General features: G+C 62.3%; 14 protein-coding genes. 8 read left to right on the top strand and 6 right to left on the bottom strand.

All coding sequences use genetic code 11. From position 1 onward, the window contains the following. Positions 1-279 precede the first annotated feature (279 nt). The 3 genes from CO676_RS03820 to groL all read left to right on the top strand — a co-directional run bounded on the left by CO676_RS03820 (position 280) and on the right by groL (position 3,661). Positions 280-1,473 (top strand): hypothetical protein, encoded by a 1,194-nt coding sequence (locus CO676_RS03820; protein ID WP_014761695.1) that lies wholly within the window; start codon positions 280-282, stop codon positions 1,471-1,473. A gap of 208 nt (positions 1,474-1,681) precedes the next feature. Continuing rightward, entirely contained in the window at positions 1,682-1,900 is a 219-nt protein-coding gene (locus CO676_RS03825) for a hypothetical protein (RefSeq protein ID WP_011975002.1), read from the top strand. Positions 1,901-2,032: 132 nt separating this feature from the next. Beyond that, a complete protein-coding gene (groL, locus tag CO676_RS03830; RefSeq protein WP_014761694.1) occupies positions 2,033-3,661 on the top strand; it encodes a chaperonin GroEL in 1,629 nt (542 codons plus the stop codon). Positions 3,662-3,754: 93 nt separating this feature from the next. On the opposite strand, the gene CO676_RS03835 is transcribed toward groL, so the two are convergent. Both CO676_RS03835 and aspS read right to left on the bottom strand, forming a co-directional pair. Then, a complete protein-coding gene (locus CO676_RS03835; RefSeq protein ID WP_097519708.1) occupies positions 3,755-4,135 on the bottom strand; it encodes a rhodanese-like domain-containing protein in 381 nt (126 codons plus the stop codon). A gap of 199 nt (positions 4,136-4,334) precedes the next feature. Next, positions 4,335-6,122 carry an aspartate--tRNA ligase gene (gene aspS, locus CO676_RS03840; RefSeq protein ID WP_014761692.1) on the bottom strand — a complete coding sequence of 596 codons (1,788 nt, stop codon included), beginning with the start codon at positions 6,120-6,122 and terminating at the stop codon, positions 4,335-4,337. Positions 6,123-6,420: 298 nt separating this feature from the next. Here aspS and CO676_RS03845 point away from each other — a divergent pair, with 298 nt between their 5' ends. The 5 genes from CO676_RS03845 to CO676_RS03865 all read left to right on the top strand — a co-directional run bounded on the left by CO676_RS03845 (position 6,421) and on the right by CO676_RS03865 (position 13,070). Then, on the top strand, positions 6,421-7,710 hold the full coding sequence (locus CO676_RS03845; RefSeq protein WP_097519709.1) for an MFS transporter: 1,290 nt from the start codon (positions 6,421-6,423) through the stop codon (positions 7,708-7,710). Positions 7,711-7,784: 74 nt separating this feature from the next. After that, complete coding sequence (locus CO676_RS03850) at positions 7,785-9,185, top strand: multicopper oxidase family protein (protein ID WP_097519710.1); 1,401 nt, start codon at positions 7,785-7,787, stop codon at positions 9,183-9,185. A gap of 80 nt (positions 9,186-9,265) precedes the next feature. Next, positions 9,266-10,417: a ribonuclease D gene (gene rnd / locus CO676_RS03855; RefSeq protein WP_097519711.1), complete on the top strand. Its 1,152-nt coding sequence runs from the start codon at positions 9,266-9,268 to the stop codon at positions 10,415-10,417. A gap of 164 nt (positions 10,418-10,581) precedes the next feature. Beyond that, positions 10,582-11,601, top strand: a complete 1,020-nt coding sequence (locus CO676_RS03860; RefSeq protein ID WP_097519712.1) for an adenylate/guanylate cyclase domain-containing protein — start codon at positions 10,582-10,584, stop codon at positions 11,599-11,601. 113 nt (positions 11,602-11,714) lie between these two features. Beyond that, positions 11,715-13,070 (top strand): esterase-like activity of phytase family protein, encoded by a 1,356-nt coding sequence (locus CO676_RS03865; RefSeq protein WP_097519713.1) that lies wholly within the window; start codon positions 11,715-11,717, stop codon positions 13,068-13,070. A gap of 64 nt (positions 13,071-13,134) precedes the next feature. Here CO676_RS03865 and ppx read toward each other — a convergent pair whose 3' ends face one another. The 4 genes from ppx to CO676_RS03885 form a co-directional block, all read right to left on the bottom strand. Next, entirely contained in the window at positions 13,135-14,658 is a 1,524-nt protein-coding gene (gene ppx, locus CO676_RS03870) for an exopolyphosphatase (RefSeq protein WP_097519714.1), read from the bottom strand. An 11-nt stretch (positions 14,659-14,669) separates the two neighbouring features. Next, positions 14,670-16,856 (bottom strand): RNA degradosome polyphosphate kinase, encoded by a 2,187-nt coding sequence (locus tag CO676_RS03875; protein WP_041413911.1) that lies wholly within the window; start codon positions 16,854-16,856, stop codon positions 14,670-14,672. A gap of 64 nt (positions 16,857-16,920) precedes the next feature. Next, complete coding sequence (gene hdaA / locus CO676_RS03880; RefSeq protein ID WP_097519715.1) at positions 16,921-17,610, bottom strand: DnaA regulatory inactivator HdaA; 690 nt, start codon at positions 17,608-17,610, stop codon at positions 16,921-16,923. Beyond that, the gene (locus tag CO676_RS03885) at positions 17,594-18,760 is read right to left on the bottom strand and encodes an AI-2E family transporter (RefSeq protein ID WP_014761683.1); all 1,167 of its coding nucleotides are present in this window, start codon (positions 18,758-18,760) and stop codon (positions 17,594-17,596) included. The genes hdaA and CO676_RS03885 overlap by 17 nt, the downstream gene beginning before the upstream one ends. Positions 18,761-18,985: the final 225 nt, after the last annotated feature.

Here is an 18,985-nt window from a genome sequence, read left to right on the forward strand (position 1 = left end):
AAAGCATGATCCGCGGGGAACATCCGTCATTCGACTCGGCGATATAAATTTGCCCTGTTTCGTATTAGGGTCGCACCTGCGATTTGGTCGGTTGAGGATGGGAATCAATGCAAGTGACATGGCGGGCGACCGGACGCGTCGCAGCGGTTGCTACCGCGCAGCCCTTCCTATGGCGCCCAGCGACATTGGTGACGCATTCCGCGCCGACCGCCAAGAACCACCTGTAGCACCCCTCGGAAACAGCCGCACAATCTATCATTTTTCACAAGGAACAACGCAATGATGCATACGCGCAAGATCCGCCTGATGATGGCCAGCGCCGCCCTCCTCACGCTTGCCGGCCCGGCCTTCGCCCTGGACGGCGCGGACATGATGAAGAAACTGAGTGCCTCGTTCGAGGTGAACGGTACCTCGCTTGTCTTCGACAAGGCGGAGACGGACGGGGACGTGGTCACGGCGAGCGGCGTCAAGCTGCAAGTCGCGACAACGCCCGGGGAGTCGATCGCCATAGGCGACGTGACGTTCGAAGGCGTCGAGGAAACGGACGATGGCGGCTATTATGCCGAAACGGTTTCCTTCGCGGACGTCAACGTCAGCGAAAAAGAAGACAGCGTATCCGTCAAGGACATAGCGATCGGCGGCCTTTCCATTCCCGGAAATGCCTCTGGCGGCACCATCGACGACATTCTGCTCTACGAGTCCTTCGGCACCGGCCCGATGGAGGTCAAGGTCAAGGGCAAGGACGTCTTCAAGATCGCCAGCATCGAGAGCAATCTGAGCCGTCAGGAAAATGATGCCGGATTCGACTTCGATGCGACGATGGCCGGGCTGAATGCGGATCTCTCGGATGTGGAGGACGCCAAGGCAAAGGACGCCATCGACAAGCTCGGCCTGAAGCAGATCGACGGCCAGGTGACGATGAAGGGAAGTTGGGAGCTCGAGAGCGGCAAACTCGCTGTTGAGGAATATGCCCTCGACTTCAAGGATGTCGGACGGCTGAACATCGCCATGGATTTCTCCGGCTACACGCTCCAGTTCCTGAAGTCGCTGCAGGAGGCGAACAAGGCCGCCCAAGCCAATCCGAACAAGGAAGAGGCCAACCAGGCAATGGGCCTCGCGATGCTCGGCCTCATGCAGCAGTTGACCTTCAACAGCGCTTCGATCCGTTTCGACGATGCCTCGATCACCAAGAAGGCACTCGATTACGCCGGCAGCCAGCAGGGCGTCACCGGCGAGCAGATGGCACAGTCGCTGAAGGGCCTGGTGCCGATCATGATGGCGCAGCTCAACCTGCCGGAGTTGCAGAACCAGGTGTCGGCCGCGGTCAACGCCTATCTCGACGCGCCGAAGAGCCTGACGATCAGCGCCGAACCGGAAAAGCCTGTGCCGTTCCCGATGATCATGGGGGCCGCCATGGGCGCGCCGAACACCATCCCCTCGGTCCTCGGTGTCAAGGTGACGGCGAACGACTGACGCTTCACGAAGCGCCGCTGCCGACCGCGACGCGGTGCGGCTTTCGCATTCAAGCCTGGCGGACCTCCCGCCGGGCTTTTTTCTTGTCGCTGTGATCGCGATGTTATGATGTGGCGCTTGATGCTCGCATGCGCCGGCCTATCTATCTCGACATGGTTTGCCGGCAGTTTGTGCATTCCTGACCGAAGCAAAGCGGAAGGAGGACGCAATGGGACTGAAGCATTCGGATATCACCGCCATTCTCGGCCCGGTCGATGAAACCCTGATGGCCGAACTTCTTGCGACGGGCGCGACAGCGAGTGAACTTGCCGAAGCGATTGCTTGGGTCAACAACGACGAGGCGCTGATTGGCGAGGGCCGCCATCTTCCGGCCGGCCGGGTTGCCGCCCTGATCGACATCCTGACGCCGGACGTCGATGAGGAATGACTGCGAAACGTCCGCCCCTGGAGGCGGCTATCGTCTTGCTTCTCGGGTCGGCGGCAAGGTGCAATCGTAAGGTCCTGCCGCTGCCGGCCGGCGTATGAATACCTGAATTTTTTTGTGTTGAGGGAGGGATCCATGGCTGCCAAAGACGTCAAGTTCAGCGCCGATGCGCGCGACCGAATGCTGCGCGGGGTCGACATAATGGCCAACGCGGTCCGGGTCACCCTTGGACCCAAGGGGAGGAACGTGGTCATAGACAGGTCTTTCGGCGCGCCGCGGATCACCAAGGACGGCGTCTCCGTCGCCAAGGAGATCGAGCTCGAGGACAAGTTCGAGAACATGGGCGCGCAGATGGTCCGGGAGGTCGCCTCGAGAACCAGTGAAATCGCCGGTGACGGCACGACAACCGCGACGGTTCTGGCCCAGGCGATCGTCAAAGAAGGTGCCAAGGCCGTCGCTTCCGGCATGAACCCGATGGATCTGAAGCGTGGCATCGACCTCGCCGTCGATGCGCTCGTCAAGGAACTCAAGAGTCGGGCCCGGCAGGTCTCGAAGAACGAGGAGATCGCACAGGTGGCGACGATCTCGGCCAATGGCGATGCGGAGATCGGGCGCTATCTTGCCGAGGCGATGCAAAAGGTCGGCAACGAGGGCGTCATCACTGTCGAAGAGGCCAAGACCGCCGAGATCGAGCTCGAGGTCGTCGAGGGCATGCAATTCGATCGCGGCTATCTCTCGCCCTACTTCATCACCAATCAGGACAAGATGCGTGCGGAGCTGGAGGATGTCTACATCCTCATCCACGAGAAGAAACTCTCCAACCTGCAGGCAATGATCCCGATTCTCGAAGCGGTGATCCAGGCCGGCAAGCCGCTGCTGATCATCGCCGAAGACGTCGAGGGCGAAGCCCTTGCGACGCTCGTGGTCAACAAGCTGCGCGGTGGGTTGAAGATCTCCGCCGTCAAAGCACCTGGCTTCGGCGATCGACGCAAGGCCATGCTGGAGGATATTGCCATTCTGACCGGCGGCACGGTCGTTTCGGAGGAGCTCGGCATCAAGCTCGAGAATACGACGATGGAAAGCCTCGGGCGGGCAAAGCGCGTCATGGTGGAGAAAGACGCAACCACGATCGTCGGCGGCGGCGGCACGAAGCAGGATATCAGCGGTCGTGTCGCCCAGCTGAAGGCGCAGATCGACGAAACAACCTCCGATTACGACCGGGAGAAGCTGCAGGAGCGGCTCGCCAAGCTGGCCGGCGGCGTTGCGGTGATCCGCGTCGGCGGCTCAACGGAAGTGGAGGTCAAGGAGAAGAAGGACCGCGTCGACGACGCGCTGCATGCGACGCGCGCCGCGGTCGAGGAAGGCATCCTGCCGGGTGGCGGCGTCGCGCTGCTGCGGGTCGTCAAGGTGCTCGAGAGCGTGGCGACCGGCAATGACGACCAGCGCGTCGGCGTCGAAATCGTTCGCCGTGCCATCGAGGCGCCGGTGCGCCAGATTGCCGAGAATGCCGGCGCCGAGGGATCGATCATCGTCGGACAGCTGCGCGAGAAAACTGACTTCGCCTATGGCTGGAATGCCCAGACGGGCGAGTTCGGCGACCTCTTCGCGATGGGCGTCATCGACCCGGCCAAGGTCGTGCGCGCGGCGCTGCAGGACGCAGCCTCCATCGCGGGGCTCCTCGTGACGACGGAGGCGATGATCGCCGAGAAGCCGAAAAAGGAGGGTCAGATGCCGATGCCCCCCGGTCCGGGCATGGACTTCTGAGAAACGCCAGGCGGCGACAGGGCCGGGAGAGCCGACCTCACCGAGACCGCTCCCCACAAGGGGGAGGGGTTGGGGAGAGTCTAAAAAAGCTGCTCACGCGGGCTCTGTATCGATCCCCGCTTCGGCGAGCTCCTTGAAGCCGCCAATGTTGAAAACCGCCGTATATCCCATCTCCTGCAGGGTCTTACCCGCGAGAGCGGAACGGCCGCCGGAAGCGCAATGCAGAAGGATGGTCTTGTCCTTCTGAAAGGCCGGGTTGTGATACTGGCTCTCCGGGTCCGCTCGAAATTCCAGCATGCCGCGCGAGACGTTCACTGCCCCCTTGATCCTGCCGGTCTGCTGAACCTCCGTCGGATCTCGGACATCCACAACGAGCACGTCGCCGGAGCGCATCTTCTCGGCGGCTTCGGTCGGCGACAAGTTCGGGACGGCACTATTTGCTTCCGCCAGCAGGTCCTTGACGTTCTTCACCATCATTTCCTCCAACCGATAGTTGCCATGCAGCATCGGGGAGAAAGGAAGCGCCTTGAAAGAAGCCCTGTCAAGGTGAGCTCGAATAAGCCCTTTTGGGGCGGGGCCGCAGACATACCCGCTTTGGTTCGCTCGAGGCCAAGAAAACCGGCGAGATTTTCACCGGGTTTTTCTTGGATCAGAGATTTGGCATCAGAGAAGATCAGTCCTTCTTCTGCGGTATCGGACGGATCGCCAGCTCGCGCAGTTGCGCCGGCGTTGCCGGCGATGGCGCGCCCATCAGCAGATCGACGGCTTGCTGGTTCATCGGGAACAGCGAGATCTCGCGCAGGTTCTTGGCGCCGACGAGCAGCATGACGATACGGTCGATACCGAAGGCCATGCCGCCATGCGGCGGGGCACCGTATTGGAAGGCGCGGTAGAGACCACCAAATTGCTCTTCGACGTCCGCCTGGCTGAGCCCGACATTCTCGAATGCCTTGACCATCAGTTCCGGCGACTGGTTACGGATCGAGCCGGATGCGATCTCAAAGCCGTTGCAGACCATGTCGTACTGGAACGCCTTGATCGACAGGAGATCATCGCCCGACAACCCTTGCAGCCCGCCCTGCGGCATCGAGAAAGGGTTGTGGGCGAAGTCGACGCGCTTCTCGTCCTCGTTCCATTCATAAAACGGGAAGTCGACGATCCAGCACAGTTCGAAGCGGTCGCGATCGACGAGGTTCAGTTCCTCGCCGGCCCTGGTGCGGGCCTCGCCGGCGAACTTGTAGAATTTGGCCGGCTCACCGGCGACGAAGAAGCAGGCATCGCCATCCTCAAGGCCAAGCTGCGTACGGATCGCATCGGTGCGCTCCTCGCCGATGTTCTTGGCAAGCGGGCCTGCACCTTCGAGCTTCTCGCCTTCCTTGCGCCAGAAGATATAGCCGAGGCCGGGCTGCCCCTGGCTCTGGGCCCAGGCGTTCATGCGGTCGCAGAATGCCCTGGAGCCGCCGGTCTTGGCCGGAATCGCCCAGATCTCCACCTTCGGGTTCGAGGCGATCATGTTGGCGAAGACCTTAAAGCCGGAGCCGGCGAAATGCTGGGTGACCTCCTGCATCTCGATCGGGTTGCGGAGGTCCGGCTTGTCGGAACCATACTTGCGGATGGCCGTGTCATACGGGATGCGCTGGAACTTTTCGGTGACCGGCTTGCCGCCGGCGAAATCCGAAAAGATCGCGCGGATCATCGGCTCCATCGTGTCCCATACGTCTTCCTGCTCGACGAAGCTCATTTCGAGGTCGAGCTGGTAGAACTCGCCAGGCAGCCGGTCGGCGCGCGGGTCCTCGTCGCGGAAGCACGGGGCGATCTGGAAATAGCGGTCGAAGCCGGCCACCATCAGCAGCTGCTTGTATTGCTGCGGCGCCTGCGGCAGCGCGTAGAAGGTCCCGGGATGAATGCGGCTCGGCACGAGGAAGTCGCGCGCGCCTTCCGGCGACGAAGCCGTCAGGATCGGTGTCGTATATTCGGTGAAGCCGATCTCGGTCATGCCGCGGCGCATGGCGGCGATGACCTCGGTGCGCCTGACGATGTTCTTGTGCAAGGTCTCGCGGCGGAGATCGAGGAAGCGATACTTGAGGCGCACATCTTCCGGATAATCCGGCTCGCCGAAGACCGGCAGCGGCAGCTCCTTGGCGGCCGACAGCACTTCGATCTCGCGGGCATAGAGCTCGATCTCGCCGGTCGGCATGTTCTTGTTGATCGTGTCCTCGGTGCGAGCCTTGACGCTTCCGTCGATGCGAATGACCCATTCACCGCGCACGGTTTCAGCCATCTTGAAGGCCGGCGAATCCGGATCGGCGACGACCTGGGTAATGCCGTAATGGTCGCGCAGGTCGATAAAGAGCACGCCGCCATGGTCGCGGACGCGGTGAACCCAGCCGGAAAGGCGAACGGTGGAGCCGACGTCCGACTTTCGGAGGGCGGCACAGGTGTGGCTGCGGTAACGGTGCATCGTCTGGTCCTGGAATTGCAGAAGGCCGCGCGTGTCTCGCCGAGGCGGGCGCGGCGGCATAGCCAAAGTCGGGCGGAAAAGCGCATGATGCGCCGGATTTGTCAAGGCCGCGGCATTCGCCGCCGACCCGTCAGTCCAGCGACTCCGCCGGTCGCCACTCTTCCGCCTCGTCGGTCCTCCTGGCGGATATCCACCCGGAAAAGGTCACAAATCGCGACTGTCCCCGCCCACCGTGTACCGCTAAACAGTGGGAGACCCGCCTGCCCCACGAGTCGCCGCCGTAAAACCGGATGCGCCCATGTCCCAAATACGCCCGCTCATCCCCCTCCTCCTCACCGCCGGCATTCTGATCGGCGGCAATGGATTGCAGGGCACCTTCATTTCCTTGCGCGCGCTCGATGAAGGCTTTTCGACATCGCTGATCGGTGTCGTCGGCGCAGGCTACAATGTCGGCTTTGCGATCGGCTGCGTCTACGTGACCAGGATCCTCAGGGCGATCGGTCATATCCGTACCTTCTCCGCCATGGCGGCGATCGCCTCGGCGGCGGCAATCGCCATGGTGCTGGTCATCGAGCCGTGGTTCTGGTTCGTGATGCGGCTCGTCGCCGGCATCTGCTTCGCCGGTCTTTTTGCAACGGTCGAGAGCTGGTTGAATGCCAGCGTCACCAATGCCAACCGGGCCCGCACGCTGTCGATCTACCGCCTAGTCGACCTCGGCTCGGTGACCGCCGCGCAATACATGATTCCGGGTGTGGGGATCGGCGGCTTCGAGCTCTTCGCCTTCATCTCGATGGCGCTGACGCTCTCGCTTGTGCCGATCTCGTTTGCCGACCGGTCGAGCCCGGTCGCTCCGGAAGCAATCCACTTCGACGTCAACGCGCTTTGGAACATCTCGCCGCTTGCCACCATCGGCTGCATCGTCGTGGGTCTCACCAATGCGGCCTTTCGCTCACTCGGACCGATCTATGCGCAGGAGATCGGGCTTTCGGTCACCGCGATTGCGACCTTCATGAGCGCCGGCATCATCGGCGGCGTCGTGCTGCAATATCCGCTCGGGCACTACTCGGACCAGTTCGACCGCCGGCTGATCATTCTAATCGCCACTTTCGGCTCACTCGTTGCGGGCCTTTTCCTCGCTTTCGGCGCCGGCAGCGACGAGTGGCTGAACTTCGCCGGCATCTTTGCCTTCGGCGCCTTCGCCATGCCGCTCTATTCGCTCTGCTCGGCCCATGCCAACGACCACGCGGCGGAAGGTCAGCATGCGCTGGTTTCCGCCGGCATGCTGTTCTTCTGGTCGCTCGGCGCCATCATTGGGCCGCTCTTCGCCTCCTTCCTGCTCGATCTCTTCGGCCCGCGCGCGCTCTTCCTTTATACCGCCGCGATCCTCTTCCTCTTCATGCTCTACACGCTCCGGCGCATGACGGCCCGCGGAGCGATTCCGGCGGGCGAACGCTCCATGCCGTTCCGCAATCTCCTGCGTACCTCGTCGTACTTCAACAAGCTGGCGGGCGGCAGCCAGCCGCAGCATGATCGCCTGCGGCAAGATGTGCGATCGCGACGAATTGCTGAACACGAGGATCAGGTTTAAAACGGCGCCAATCCCGAAACACTGCGGGGCGACGCGGTCCACGCCCCGCTCGGCCCTTTTAGAATGTGGACGCTATGACGCCGATGCTCAGCCGCCGCACTTTTCTCCAGGGCTCGGCCGCACTGGGCGGCGCCTTCGCACTCGGCGCCGGGCTTGCGGCACGGGCCGGGGCGTCTCCCGAACCTCAGGTCCTCACGGCGCAACTGGCAAATGCGCAGATCGCGGCCGACGGCGCTACCCCCGTCATGACCTACGGACTCGGTGAAACGCCTCATGCCGGCATGCCGCCGGTCTTGCGAATTCGCAAGGGCGGGGCCTATGCGGCAAGGCTCGTGAACAGGCTCGATGAGCCGACGACGGTTCACTGGCACGGGCTCAGAATCGCCAATGCGATGGACGGCGTGCCGGAGATGACCCAGCCTTATGTTTATCCGGGCGATCACTTCGATTACAGCTTCACACCGCCAGACGCCGGCACCTTCTGGTACCATCCTCATTGCAACACGCTGACGCAGATAGGCCATGGCCTGACCGGTGTGATCGTCGTCGAAAATCCCGAAGATCCGGTTTTCGACGCGGAGATCGTCCTCAATCTTCGCGACTGGCGGCTCGGCACCGGAGGCAAATTCATCGATCCGTTCAAACCGCGGGATGCGGCACGCGGCGGCACCTACGGGACCGTCAGAACTGCCAATTGGCAACAGGAGCCGGTTTACGACGCGCCGACCGGCGGACTCGTTCGGGTCAGGATCGCCGCCACCGACGTGACGCGCATCTACACGATCGGCCTTGAGGGCGCCGAGGCGAAGGTGGTCGCGCTTGATGGCAATCCCGTCGATCTTCCGTTCCTGCTCGATCGGCTGGACATCGGGCCGGGGCAGCGCGTCGATCTCGTGATGCGCATGCCCGACAGCGAAGGGGCGCATGCGACGCTCGGCAATTTCCGCGGGTCGAAGCCTTGGACGATCGCGAGACTGCGTGCGGTCGGCCCGTCCTTGAAACGCGATCTTGGCGACGTCGCTCCCCTCCCCGCCAATCCGGTCACCGAAGCCGACCTGTCGACGGCCAAGCGAATTCCCCTCGAACTCACGGCAACCGCCGAATACAAGGCGGCACCGTCGATCTGCGGATCGCTCGGCTTCACCTTGTGGGCGCTCAACAAGGTTCCATGGCCGGGAGACACGCCCGACCCGATTGCGCCGATCGAGGAGTTGAAGCTCGGCAAAAGCTATGTGCTCGAAATCGCCAATCGCACCCCGCACGCGCACCCGATCCATCTGCATGGCTTGAGCTTCCGCATCCTCAGTTCGAACAAACGGAACTTCCTGCCGCCGCCGACCGACACGATCCTGCTTCTGCCGGACGAACAGGCGGAGGTGGCGCTCGTTGCCGATAACCCCGGCGACTGGGTGATCCACTGCCACATCATCGAACATCAAAAGACCGGGATGACCGGTTATTTCAGAATTATCTGACAATTTCGATTGAGACGTCCGCCCCGAAACGATAGAGGGGAGGCTCAAGCCTCATTTTCGCCATAGTGATTTAAGCCCAGATGATTCAGACGACAGCAGAACTGGAGGCCGCCTGCCAAGAGCTGGCCCGCTCGAGCTACATTACGATCGATACGGAATTCCTGCGCGAGACCACGTTCTGGCCTGAACTCTGCCTGATCCAGATGGCCAGCCCCGACACGGCGGTGATCGTCGATCCGATTGCGCCGGGGCTCGACCTTGCGCCCTTCTTCGCGCTGATGGCCAATACAGATGTCATCAAAGTCTTCCACGCGGCCCGCCAGGACATCGAGATCATCCACCATCTCGGCAACCTCATTCCGCATCCGCTCTTCGATACGCAAGTCGCGGCAATGGTCTGCGGCTTCGGCGACAGCGTCTCCTACGACCAGTTAGTCAGCCGCATCAAGAACGTGCAGATCGACAAGTCCTCGCGCTTCACCGACTGGAGCCGCAGGCCGCTCACCGACAAGCAGCTCGAATATGCTTTTGCCGACGTGACGCATCTCAGGGACATCTACCATTACCTGAAAGCGGAGCTCGAGCGCGAGGGACGCTCCTCCTGGCTTGCCGAGGAAATGGCAATTCTGGAGAACCGCGAGACCTACGACCTCCATCCGGAGAATGCCTGGCAGCGCCTGAAGATGCGCGTCAGAAAGCCGATCGAGCTGGCGGTTCTGCAGAAAGTCGCCGCCTGGCGCGAGCGCGAAGCACGGGCGCGCAACGTGCCGCGGGGCCGGATCATCAAAGACGATGCAATCTACGAAGTTGCCCAGCAGCAGCCGAAGGACGCGGAAGCGCTCGGCCGACTCAGAACCATTCCGAAGGGGTGGGAGCGCTCCAGTGCGGGCGCTGCGATCGTCGAGGCGGTGACCGAGGCGCTGGCGATTCCGAAGACTGAACTGCCCCGACTGCCGCGGCAGAATCACACGCCGGAAGGCGCGGCCGCAGCGGTCGAGATGCTCAAGGTGCTCTTGAAGCTCATCTCCGAAAAGCAGGGCGTGGCGGCCAAGATCATCGCCAGCAGCGACGATCTCGACCGAATCGCCGCTGAAGGCGAGAATGCCGATGTCGCCGCGCTGAAGGGCTGGCGCCGGGAGCTTTTCGGCGAGATGGCACTGAAGCTCATCAATGGCGAAGTGGCGCTTCGGTTTGTCGGAAAAAAAATCGAGGCAATGGAAATCGGCGGTTGAACGGCCGCAACTGCCAACACCTTTCCGCCCGAATCCGCCCTTAGCCAGCGAATCGAAAAGCTGATCCGACGCGAAGGCCGAGGAGCAGATGCTCGCACCGCTGCGGATGGGGCTGCCCAGGTCGCGGCCATCCTTCAGAAGTTCGATTTCCGAGGCCGTCGCGCATGCGCTGGAGATTTTCCACGCTCGAGTTCATCCTGTTGCTCTTGGTCGTCGCCGGCAGCGGCGTGGCCTATGCCTGGGTCGTCTATGGGGACGGCGCGCTGATCGGCGCGACCTTTGCGGTCTTCATCTGCATGCCGGTCCTTGCCTTTGAACGACGCATCATCTTCCGCCGCCTCTACAGGACGATCCACAGCTTTCCGACGCCAGCCTTTCTGTTGTCCTCGGTCGCCGTCTATTTCGCCGTTGAGAATCTCGGCTTTGTCGCGGCGGGGGTGGTGCTGAAGCTGTTGGGCGTGCTGCAGCAGAGCTGGAGTGACGCGGTGATTCCGTCCTTCAATGCGCTCGTCTATGCGCTCGTCGTTTCCGGTCCGATTATTTTCGTCCTGCGGGTGCGGGAACTGCTCGGCCGCAATGTCTTCCTCAGCTTGCTGACGGGACGCTACCGCAAGCCGGTGCAGGAGGAGCGCGTCTTCCTGTTTATCGATGTCGCCGGCTCGACCTCCTATGCCGAGCGCTTCGGCGATCTCAAGATGCAGGAATATCTCGGAAAGCTGTTTGCGGAGGTCGCCGACCCGGTGCTGCGCTACCGCGGATCCATCGACGACTATGTCGGGGACGCTGCAGTCATCACCTGGTCCTTCGATCGCGCCGTGGCGGACGCCGCCTGCATTCGCTGCGTCTTCGACATTCTCGACCAGGTCGAAGCGTCCGCCTCCCGCTGGCGCAAGGTTTACGCCGAGGTTCCGCGCCTGCGCGCCGCACTTCACGGCGGAACGATCGTCGCCGCCGAAATCGGCGTCGACAGGCACAAGATCACCTATTTCGGAGACACGGTGAACACGACGGCGCGTCTCGAGGGCCTCTGCCGAACGCTTGATCGGCAGGTGTTGATTTCCGCCGATCTCTTGCGGCGCATGCGCTTGCCCATTTTTGTCAGAAGCGAAGACCTCGGCGAACACGAGGTGAAAGGCCGCGGCCAGAAGCTCGGCGTGTTCGCGCTTCGCGCCGTCCCGCCGTAAGACGCATCGCGGCGTCAACAAAGCTTCACCGCGCTGTCAGGGAAGCGTCACCGAGCCGTCATCAAAGCCGCCTATCGGGAAGCGATCCCCACCTCGAACCCAGGGTGAATTTGATGACGAAATCCATTCTCGCCGTCGCCTTGACGCTCTTGTCGACGACGACCGCGCTCGCCGACGAGAAGGCCTTTCCGGCAACACTGAAGGCGCACGCCATCCTTCCGGCCAATACCATCATCGCCGCGCCGGCGGATGCGGCCGATTATCTCAAGACGTCCGGCAAGTTCTCGGCCGCTGACCGCAAGCGCGCGATGGATTTGGGCAGCGTGCCGGGCAAGGACGTCGTTCGGCCGACCGGGCTGTCGCTTCCCTTCAATGGCCAGCCGATGCAGGGCTTTTCGGGCATCAAGGCGATGCCGGACGGAACCTTCTGGAGCCTTTCGGGTAATGGCTTCGGCAACAAGCTCAATTCGACCGACGCCACGCTGATGCTTCATCACCTGAAGATCGACTGGGACGGCGGCAAAGTCGAAGCGCTGGAGACGATCTTTTTCTCGGACCCAGACAGCAAGGCTCCCTTCCCGATCGTCATGGAAGGTTCTACGACGCGCTATCTCACGGGTGGTGATTTCGACATCGAGTCGATCCAGCCTGTCGCCGATGGCTTCTGGGTCGGCGAGGAATTTGGCCCCTATGTCCTGAAGTTCGACACGAACGGCAAGCTCACCGACGTCATCCCGACGATGGTGGACGGCAAGCCGGTCCTCTCGCCGGACAATCCGACACTGGCTTTGCAGGCGGACCCTTCCAAGAAGACGCCGGCCTTCAACCTCAAACGTTCCGGTGGCTACGAGGGGCTGGCGCTGTCCAAGGACGGTACGAAGCTCTATGGCCTGCTCGAAGGACCGCTTTGGATCGACAACGAATCAGTCGAGCAGGCGGATGGCCGTCCGGCGCTCCGCATCGTCGAACTCGACGCTGCGCGCAAGAGCTGGACCGGACGCAGCTGGCTCTATCCGCTTGCCGAAGGCGGCGAGGCGATCGGCGACTTCAACATGCTCGACGAAAAGACGGCGCTGGTGATCGAACGCGACAATGGCGCCGGCACCCTCGACAACGCCTGTGCAGACCCCAAGGATCCGAAGCCGGATTGCTTCGCGGTCGGATCGAAGCTGAAGCGTATCTACAAGATTGAAATGACCGAGGAAAACATCGGCAAGGCGGTGCGCAAGATCGGCTATATCGATCTCCTGAAGATCGCCGATCCGGACAACCGGAAGCGCCAGGGCGGCGGCGACGGCTACTACGACATGCCCTTCGTCACCATCGAGAACGTCGATCGGGTGGACGACACGCATATCATCGTCGGCAACGACAACAATCTGCCCTTTTCAGCCGGGCGCGCGCTGGACAAGGCCGACGACAACGAGTTCGTGCTGCTTGAAGTCGGCGAATTCCTCAAGGCCGAATAGTCGGGAATGGTCGCGCGTGGAAATCCTCGCGCGACCGCCACCCGCTTGCAAAAGGGCGGGGCTCTCAGCTCTCGAAGTGGAACGCGAGTTTCTTGCCCGTCAGCCGGCTCAGTTGCTGCAGGCGGCCATCAAGGCGTTCGCCCTCGAAATCCAGGTAGGCTGCCGGCACGACGAATTCGAGGTCGACATCCGGCCGCAACGACCGTCGCAGGGTGAGATGGCGGGCGACCCCCGGCATGGAGGCGGAGAAGAGATAGGCTACCCGCAACAGCCCGCCGAGCACCTTCGCCAGTTCGAGAAGACGTGGCGTGGTGATGCCGGCGAGAGGGCTGGTGGCGCCGTCGTCGTTGAGCCCCTCGAAGCGATAGTAGTTGGCGAGCGCGATGTAGGCCCGGCCGGCATGCGTAATGCCGGTGAAGGCGGAATGGGCGATGATGTTCAGCGCCTGCAGGCCGCGATAGTCCGGATGCGCGCGCCAACTGATGTCCGCCAACAAGCAGGCGGCCTTGCGGTAGCGGCTCTCCTCCTCGGTTTCCTCGATGCCGAAGTTCGGCACCATCCGCCCGGTCCACTCGGCAAGCTCGCGCGCATGTTCCGGTGAGCGGGCGCGCAGGATGGCGATCTCGTCGGCTGCCGTGAGCAACGGGTCCTGCAAGCGCTCCTCATCGGAAAGCAGCGAGTACAGGTAGCCTTCGCGAACGCCGAGGGCCGAAAACGAAATGCGCTCGGGGCGCATGATCGAGATCGCCTCCTGCATCGTCACGGCGCCGAACGGCAAAAGGCTGCGACGGCTCTTGGAAATCGTTGCAAAAGCAGAGGGCTTCAAGGCCTTGGGCTCGATCACCTCGGCGAGAATCGTCATCGCCTCGTCATAGGAGATCTCGTAGCCCTGCATCATGTGCAGCGGATAGTCGCGCATTTCCATCTGAAGCTTGGCGATCGCGCGCCAGGTCCCGCCGACGGCGTAGAAAGTGCGCCCGGTACCCTTTCTCAGGACATCGGCACCCTTCATGAACTTCCGCACCCAGGTGCGTGCCCGTGCCAGCGAGCCGTTGCTGTGCTCGAAGAGACGGATACCGCCGAGCGGCAGGGTTACCCCGTTGCCGATCCGCCGGCCCTCGACATCGACCAGTTCGAGCGAACCGCCGCCAAGGTCACCGACCACGCCATCCGGATCGTGATAACCGCTGACGACGCCCATGGCCGAGTAGTAGGCTTCCTGCTCGCCGGTTAGGATTCGAACCTTCTGGTCGAGAATGGCTTCCGCCTTCTCGATGAGGGCCGCGCCGTTCGAGGCCTCGCGCGCGGCGGCGGTTGCCAGCACATACATCTGCGTGGCGCGCGCCTGGTCGGACAGCGCACGGAACCGGTGCAGCGCCTTCAGCGCCCGCTCGACGCTCTCCTCCTCCATTCGGCCGGTCGCGTCGATGCCCTTGCCGAGACCGCACATCACCTTTTCATTGAAGAGCACCGCCGGGGCACGGCTGAGCCCCTCGTAGACGACGAGACGAATGGAGTTGGAGCCGATGTCCACGACGGACACAGGGCGGATGCCGGGCAGACGCCCCTGCGCTTCAGATTCGACCATGCGATTCCAGTTTACTTGCGCCAACCGCTTTTCCAGCCGGCAATCAGCTTCGGTGCACTGGACTTCAGAGCCTCACCCCGACCCGAGAGGCTGGGATTGGTCATGAAATAATGCTGCGCGTTGAACGGCTCGGCATCCTTACCGACTTCCAAGCGGCGCGAGGTGCCGTCCGGAAGAATCTCGTAACTCTGCTGGTTGTCGATGAGATTGCCCAGCATGATCTGCGAAAGGACCTGTTCGTGCACAGTCCGGTTGATGAGAGGCACGAGCGTCTCTACCCGCCGGTCCAGGTTGCGCGGCATCATATCCGCCGAGCCGATATAGACAAGCGCATTTTCCGAAGGCAGGCCGTGGCCGTTGCCGAAGCAGAATATCCGGGAATGCTCGAGGAAGCGGCCGACGATGGACTTGACACGAATGTTGTCGGAAAGACCCGGCACCTGCGGACGCAGGCAGCAGATGCCGCGAATGACGAGATCGATCTCGACGCCCGCGCCGCTTGCCTTATAGAGCGCGTCGATGATCTCCGGATCGACAAGCGAGTTCATCTTCATCCAGATCGACGCCGGCCGACCCGCTTCGGCGTGCGCTATCTCTTCATCGATGTGCTTGAGGATACGCGGGCGCATCGTATGCGGCGAGACGGCGAGCTTCATGCCCGCTTCCGGTTCGCCATAGCCGGTGATGAAGTTGAAGATGTTCGCCATGTCGTGGGCGATCACCGGATTGCAGGTGAAGAAGGACAGGTCCGTATAGATCTTCGCGGTGACCGGGTGATAGTTGCCGGTGCCGAGATGGCAATAGGTGCGGAGCTTGCCTTCCTCGCGACGGACGACCATCGACATCTTGGCGTGGGTCTTCAACTCGAGGAAGCCGAAGACCACCTGGACGCCGGCGCGCTCGAGGTCGCGCGCCCAGCGGATGTTCGCCTCTTCGTCGAACCGGGCCTTCAGCTCGACGAGCGCGGTCACGGACTTGCCTGCCTCGGCGGCGTCGACTAGGGCGCGCACGATCGGGCTGTCGTTGGAGGTACGGTAGAGCGTCTGCTTGATCGCCAGCACGTCGGGATCGCGCGCCGCCTGCAGCAGGAACTGCACCACCACGTCGAAGGACTCGTAAGGATGGTGGACCACCATGTCCTTCTCGCGGATCGCGGCGAGGCAGTCACCGCCATGCTCGCGGACGCGCTCCGGGAAGCGCGGATTATAGGGCTCGAAGCGCAGGTCCTCGCGCGGTGCCTTTGTGATTTCCGAAAGCGTATTGAGCGCGAGCAGCCCGGGCAGCACGGCGACGCGGTTATCCGGAACGCCGAGCTCGTGCACGACGAACTGGCGCAGCGAGGCGGGCATTTCGGAATCGGTCTCGATGCGGATCACCGACCCGCGGCGGCGGCGCTTCAACGCCGTCTCGAACAGGCGGACCAGGTCTTCCGCCTCTTCCTCGACTTCGATATCGCTGTCGCGGATGATGCGGAACGTACCCGAGCCCTGAACCTCATAACCCGGGAACAGGCGGTCGATGAACTGACCGACGACATCTTCAAGCGTGATGTAGCGGATAACGTTCTTGACGTCCGGCAGGCGGACGAATCGGTCGAGCGCCACCGGCAGGCGCAAGAGCGCCGTCATCGGCTCGCGCCCGGTCCTGCTGACGAGTTGCAGGCCCATCGAAAAGCCGAGATTCGGGATGAACGGGAACGGATGCGCCGGATCGATCGAGAGCGGCGTCAGGACCGGGAAGATCGACTGGTCGAATTCATTGGCGAGCCAGCTTCTGTCCTGGCCGGACAAGGAAGCGGGACGGACGATGAGGATATCCTCCTTGGCGAGATATTGCTGCAGGACGGCGAGCGAGGCCTGCTGCTCCATCTGGAGATTGTCGATCTCCTTCAGGATATCGTCGAGCTGTTCTGCCGGCGTTTTGCCATCGGGACTGCGCAACGAAACGCCCGAGCGCACCTGCCCCTCGAGGCCGGCGACGCGGACCATGAAGAATTCATCGAGGTTGGCGGCCGAAATCGACAGGAAGCGGATGCGCTCCAAGAGCGGGTGCGCCGTGTTCAGGGTTTCCTCGAGCACGCGGCGGTTGAACTGAAGCCACGAGAATTCGCGGTTGATGAAGCGCTCGGGGCTCGTGAGAAGATCAAGTTGCTCCGCAGGCACCTTTTTTTCGGTGATTACAGACGTCGCGTTATCCATTCCCATCAGACCCCATTGCTCCGGATAAACGAGCTATCCCACTTTGACGACGGAACTGTGACAGTCAATCGGTGGCTCGGGCATTTGCAAGGTCTTCCAGCACTTCCGTCGCCAGGACACGCGTCAGCCGCGTTCCACGGGCAAGCGCCAGATGATCCAGCCGCTCGACGATCGTCTGCGCCGCCTCCAGGGAACGCTCCATCCGAGTGACTATATAGGCCACGAAACGCTCATCGACGAGCAACTGGCGATCGGCGAACAGCTTGAAGAGCACCTGCATCAGGAGTTCGTCGTCAGGCTCGCCGATCTCGACGACGGTCGCCGCCTTCAGCCGCGATTTGAGATCCGCGAGTGTCACCGGCCAAGACATCGGCCACAGCCGCGAGGTCATCAGGAGCGCCGTGCCGTTCTGGCGGACGCTGTTGATGACGTGGAACAGTGCCGTATCGTCGAAACCCTGACGGTCGACATCCTCGAAGAGCACCGGCTTGGCGGCGGCGATGTCGGCGGCACTCGAGCCGGCAACGGGGTGGATCGTCTCGGCGCCGGACTTCTCCCGCCAGATACTGGCCAGGTGCGACTTTCCGGAACCGACCGGCCCGGCGATGATGACGACCGGTGATGGCCATTCCGGCCAGTGATCGACGATCGCAATGGCCGCGCTCAGGCGATCGGAAACGAGCAGATCCTCCCGGCTGGTTGCCGGGTCATGGCCGAAGACGAGCGGCAGTTGTTCGTTAGGACGTCTTGTCATGCTTTGCTCTGGAGGATGGCATGTGTCGGCCGGGCTCCTCGCCCTCCGACTGCTGGTTCGCGGCCGTCCTGTGCCCGTGATAGAGGTCGCTATCAAGGTATCGCTGGATGCCGAAACGGACAAGAACGCCGATCGCGGCGGCGGCCGGCACCGCGATGAGAAGGCCGACGAAACCAAACAGCGCGCCGAAGGCAAGCAGGGCGAACATCAGCCAGACGGGATGGAGCCCAACGCTCTTGCCGACCAGCTTCGGTTGGAGAATGTTGCCCTCGAGAAACTGGCCGCTGAAGAAGACGGCAAGCACGAGCAGGATCCATATATAGTCCGGCCAGAACTGGACGAGTGCCACGCCGACGGCGAGCACCAGGCCGACCAGCGAGCCGACATAGGGGATGAAGCTGATCATGCCGGCAAAAAAGCCAATCAGAAGGCCGAAATTGAGCCCGACCAGAGACAGGCCGATGGCGTAGTAGAGGCCGAGAATGACGCACAAGGAACCCTGGCCACGCACGAAGCCGGCGATCGTCGTGTTCATGTCGCGGGCGATCTGGCGCACCACGTCGACATGGTCGCGCGGCACCCAGCTATCGACCTTCTGGACCATGCGGTCCCAGTCGAGCAACAGATAGAAGGCGACGACCGGAGTGATGATGAAGAGCGATAGGATATCCAGCAGCGCCATGCCGGAATTCCAGAGCTGCTGGAACAGTGTGCCGAGAAAGGCTGCCCCTTGCTCGAGGAGCTTGGCCGAATTCTGCTTGATCGACGCCATTTGAGCTTCGAGCCAGTCGGGCACAAGCGTCGATTGGGTGGTGTCCGCCACAAAGGCCTGCAGCCTGGCCACATAGCCGGGCATCTTCTGGATGAAGTCGGCGGCTTGGGTGAAAATCAGCGGGATGATGATGATCAGCGACAGCGCAAAGAGAACGACGAAGGCGACGAGAATGGCGATCGTCGCCATCAGGCGGCTGAGGCCAAGCCGCTGCAGCCGGTCGGCGACGGGATCGAGGAAATAGGCAAGCGCCATGCCGGCGAGAAACGGCAGGAGAATGGAACTGAAGACCATCAGAAAGGCGACAAAGGCGACAAGCACCAGCAACCAGAAAAAAATCTGGCGCTGAAGTCCCAAACCGCTCACCCGATTGCCCATTGTACTCCCCGTCACGCGTCCGGCGCTACCGACGCCACGCGTCTTTCGTGTGACGAGATAGGGTGCGGCGCGCGCGCAGGTCAAGCCCGACGCCCTTCAATCCGCTCTCTTGTCGCCTGAAGACGTCGAGGCGAAGGCAAAAACGTGAAAAAAGGCCGCAGGTCTGGGCCTCTCCGCTTGCACTCCTCAGCTTGCCGTGCCAATCGCATCCGCAAAATACGACGA

This window comes from Sinorhizobium sp. BJ1 (genome assembly GCF_002531555.1).
Lineage (GTDB): Bacteria > Pseudomonadota > Alphaproteobacteria > Rhizobiales > Rhizobiaceae > Sinorhizobium > Sinorhizobium fredii_B.

Bases quoted from the DNA above. Each gene is read 5' to 3' on its own strand.
- CO676_RS03820 (WP_014761695.1), top strand. From the start codon at position 280: ATGATGCATACGCGCAAGATCCGCCTGATGATGGCCAGCGCCGCCCTC.
- CO676_RS03825 (WP_011975002.1), top strand. From the start codon at position 1,682: ATGGGACTGAAGCATTCGGATATCACCGCCATTCTCGGCCCGGTCGAT.
- groL (WP_014761694.1), top strand. From the start codon at position 2,033: ATGGCTGCCAAAGACGTCAAGTTCAGCGCCGATGCGCGCGACCGAATG.
- CO676_RS03835 (WP_097519708.1), bottom strand. From the start codon at position 4,135: ATGGTGAAGAACGTCAAGGACCTGCTGGCGGAAGCAAATAGTGCCGTC.
- aspS (WP_014761692.1), bottom strand. From the start codon at position 6,122: ATGCACCGTTACCGCAGCCACACCTGTGCCGCCCTCCGAAAGTCGGAC.
- CO676_RS03845 (WP_097519709.1), top strand. From the start codon at position 6,421: ATGTCCCAAATACGCCCGCTCATCCCCCTCCTCCTCACCGCCGGCATT.
- CO676_RS03850 (WP_097519710.1), top strand. From the start codon at position 7,785: ATGACGCCGATGCTCAGCCGCCGCACTTTTCTCCAGGGCTCGGCCGCA.
- rnd (WP_097519711.1), top strand. From the start codon at position 9,266: ATGATTCAGACGACAGCAGAACTGGAGGCCGCCTGCCAAGAGCTGGCC.
- CO676_RS03860 (WP_097519712.1), top strand. From the start codon at position 10,582: ATGCGCTGGAGATTTTCCACGCTCGAGTTCATCCTGTTGCTCTTGGTC.
- CO676_RS03865 (WP_097519713.1), top strand. From the start codon at position 11,715: ATGACGAAATCCATTCTCGCCGTCGCCTTGACGCTCTTGTCGACGACG.
- ppx (WP_097519714.1), bottom strand. From the start codon at position 14,658: ATGGTCGAATCTGAAGCGCAGGGGCGTCTGCCCGGCATCCGCCCTGTG.
- CO676_RS03875 (WP_041413911.1), bottom strand. From the start codon at position 16,856: ATGGATAACGCGACGTCTGTAATCACCGAAAAAAAGGTGCCTGCGGAG.
- hdaA (WP_097519715.1), bottom strand. From the start codon at position 17,610: ATGACAAGACGTCCTAACGAACAACTGCCGCTCGTCTTCGGCCATGAC.
- CO676_RS03885 (WP_014761683.1), bottom strand. From the start codon at position 18,760: ATGGGCAATCGGGTGAGCGGTTTGGGACTTCAGCGCCAGATTTTTTTC.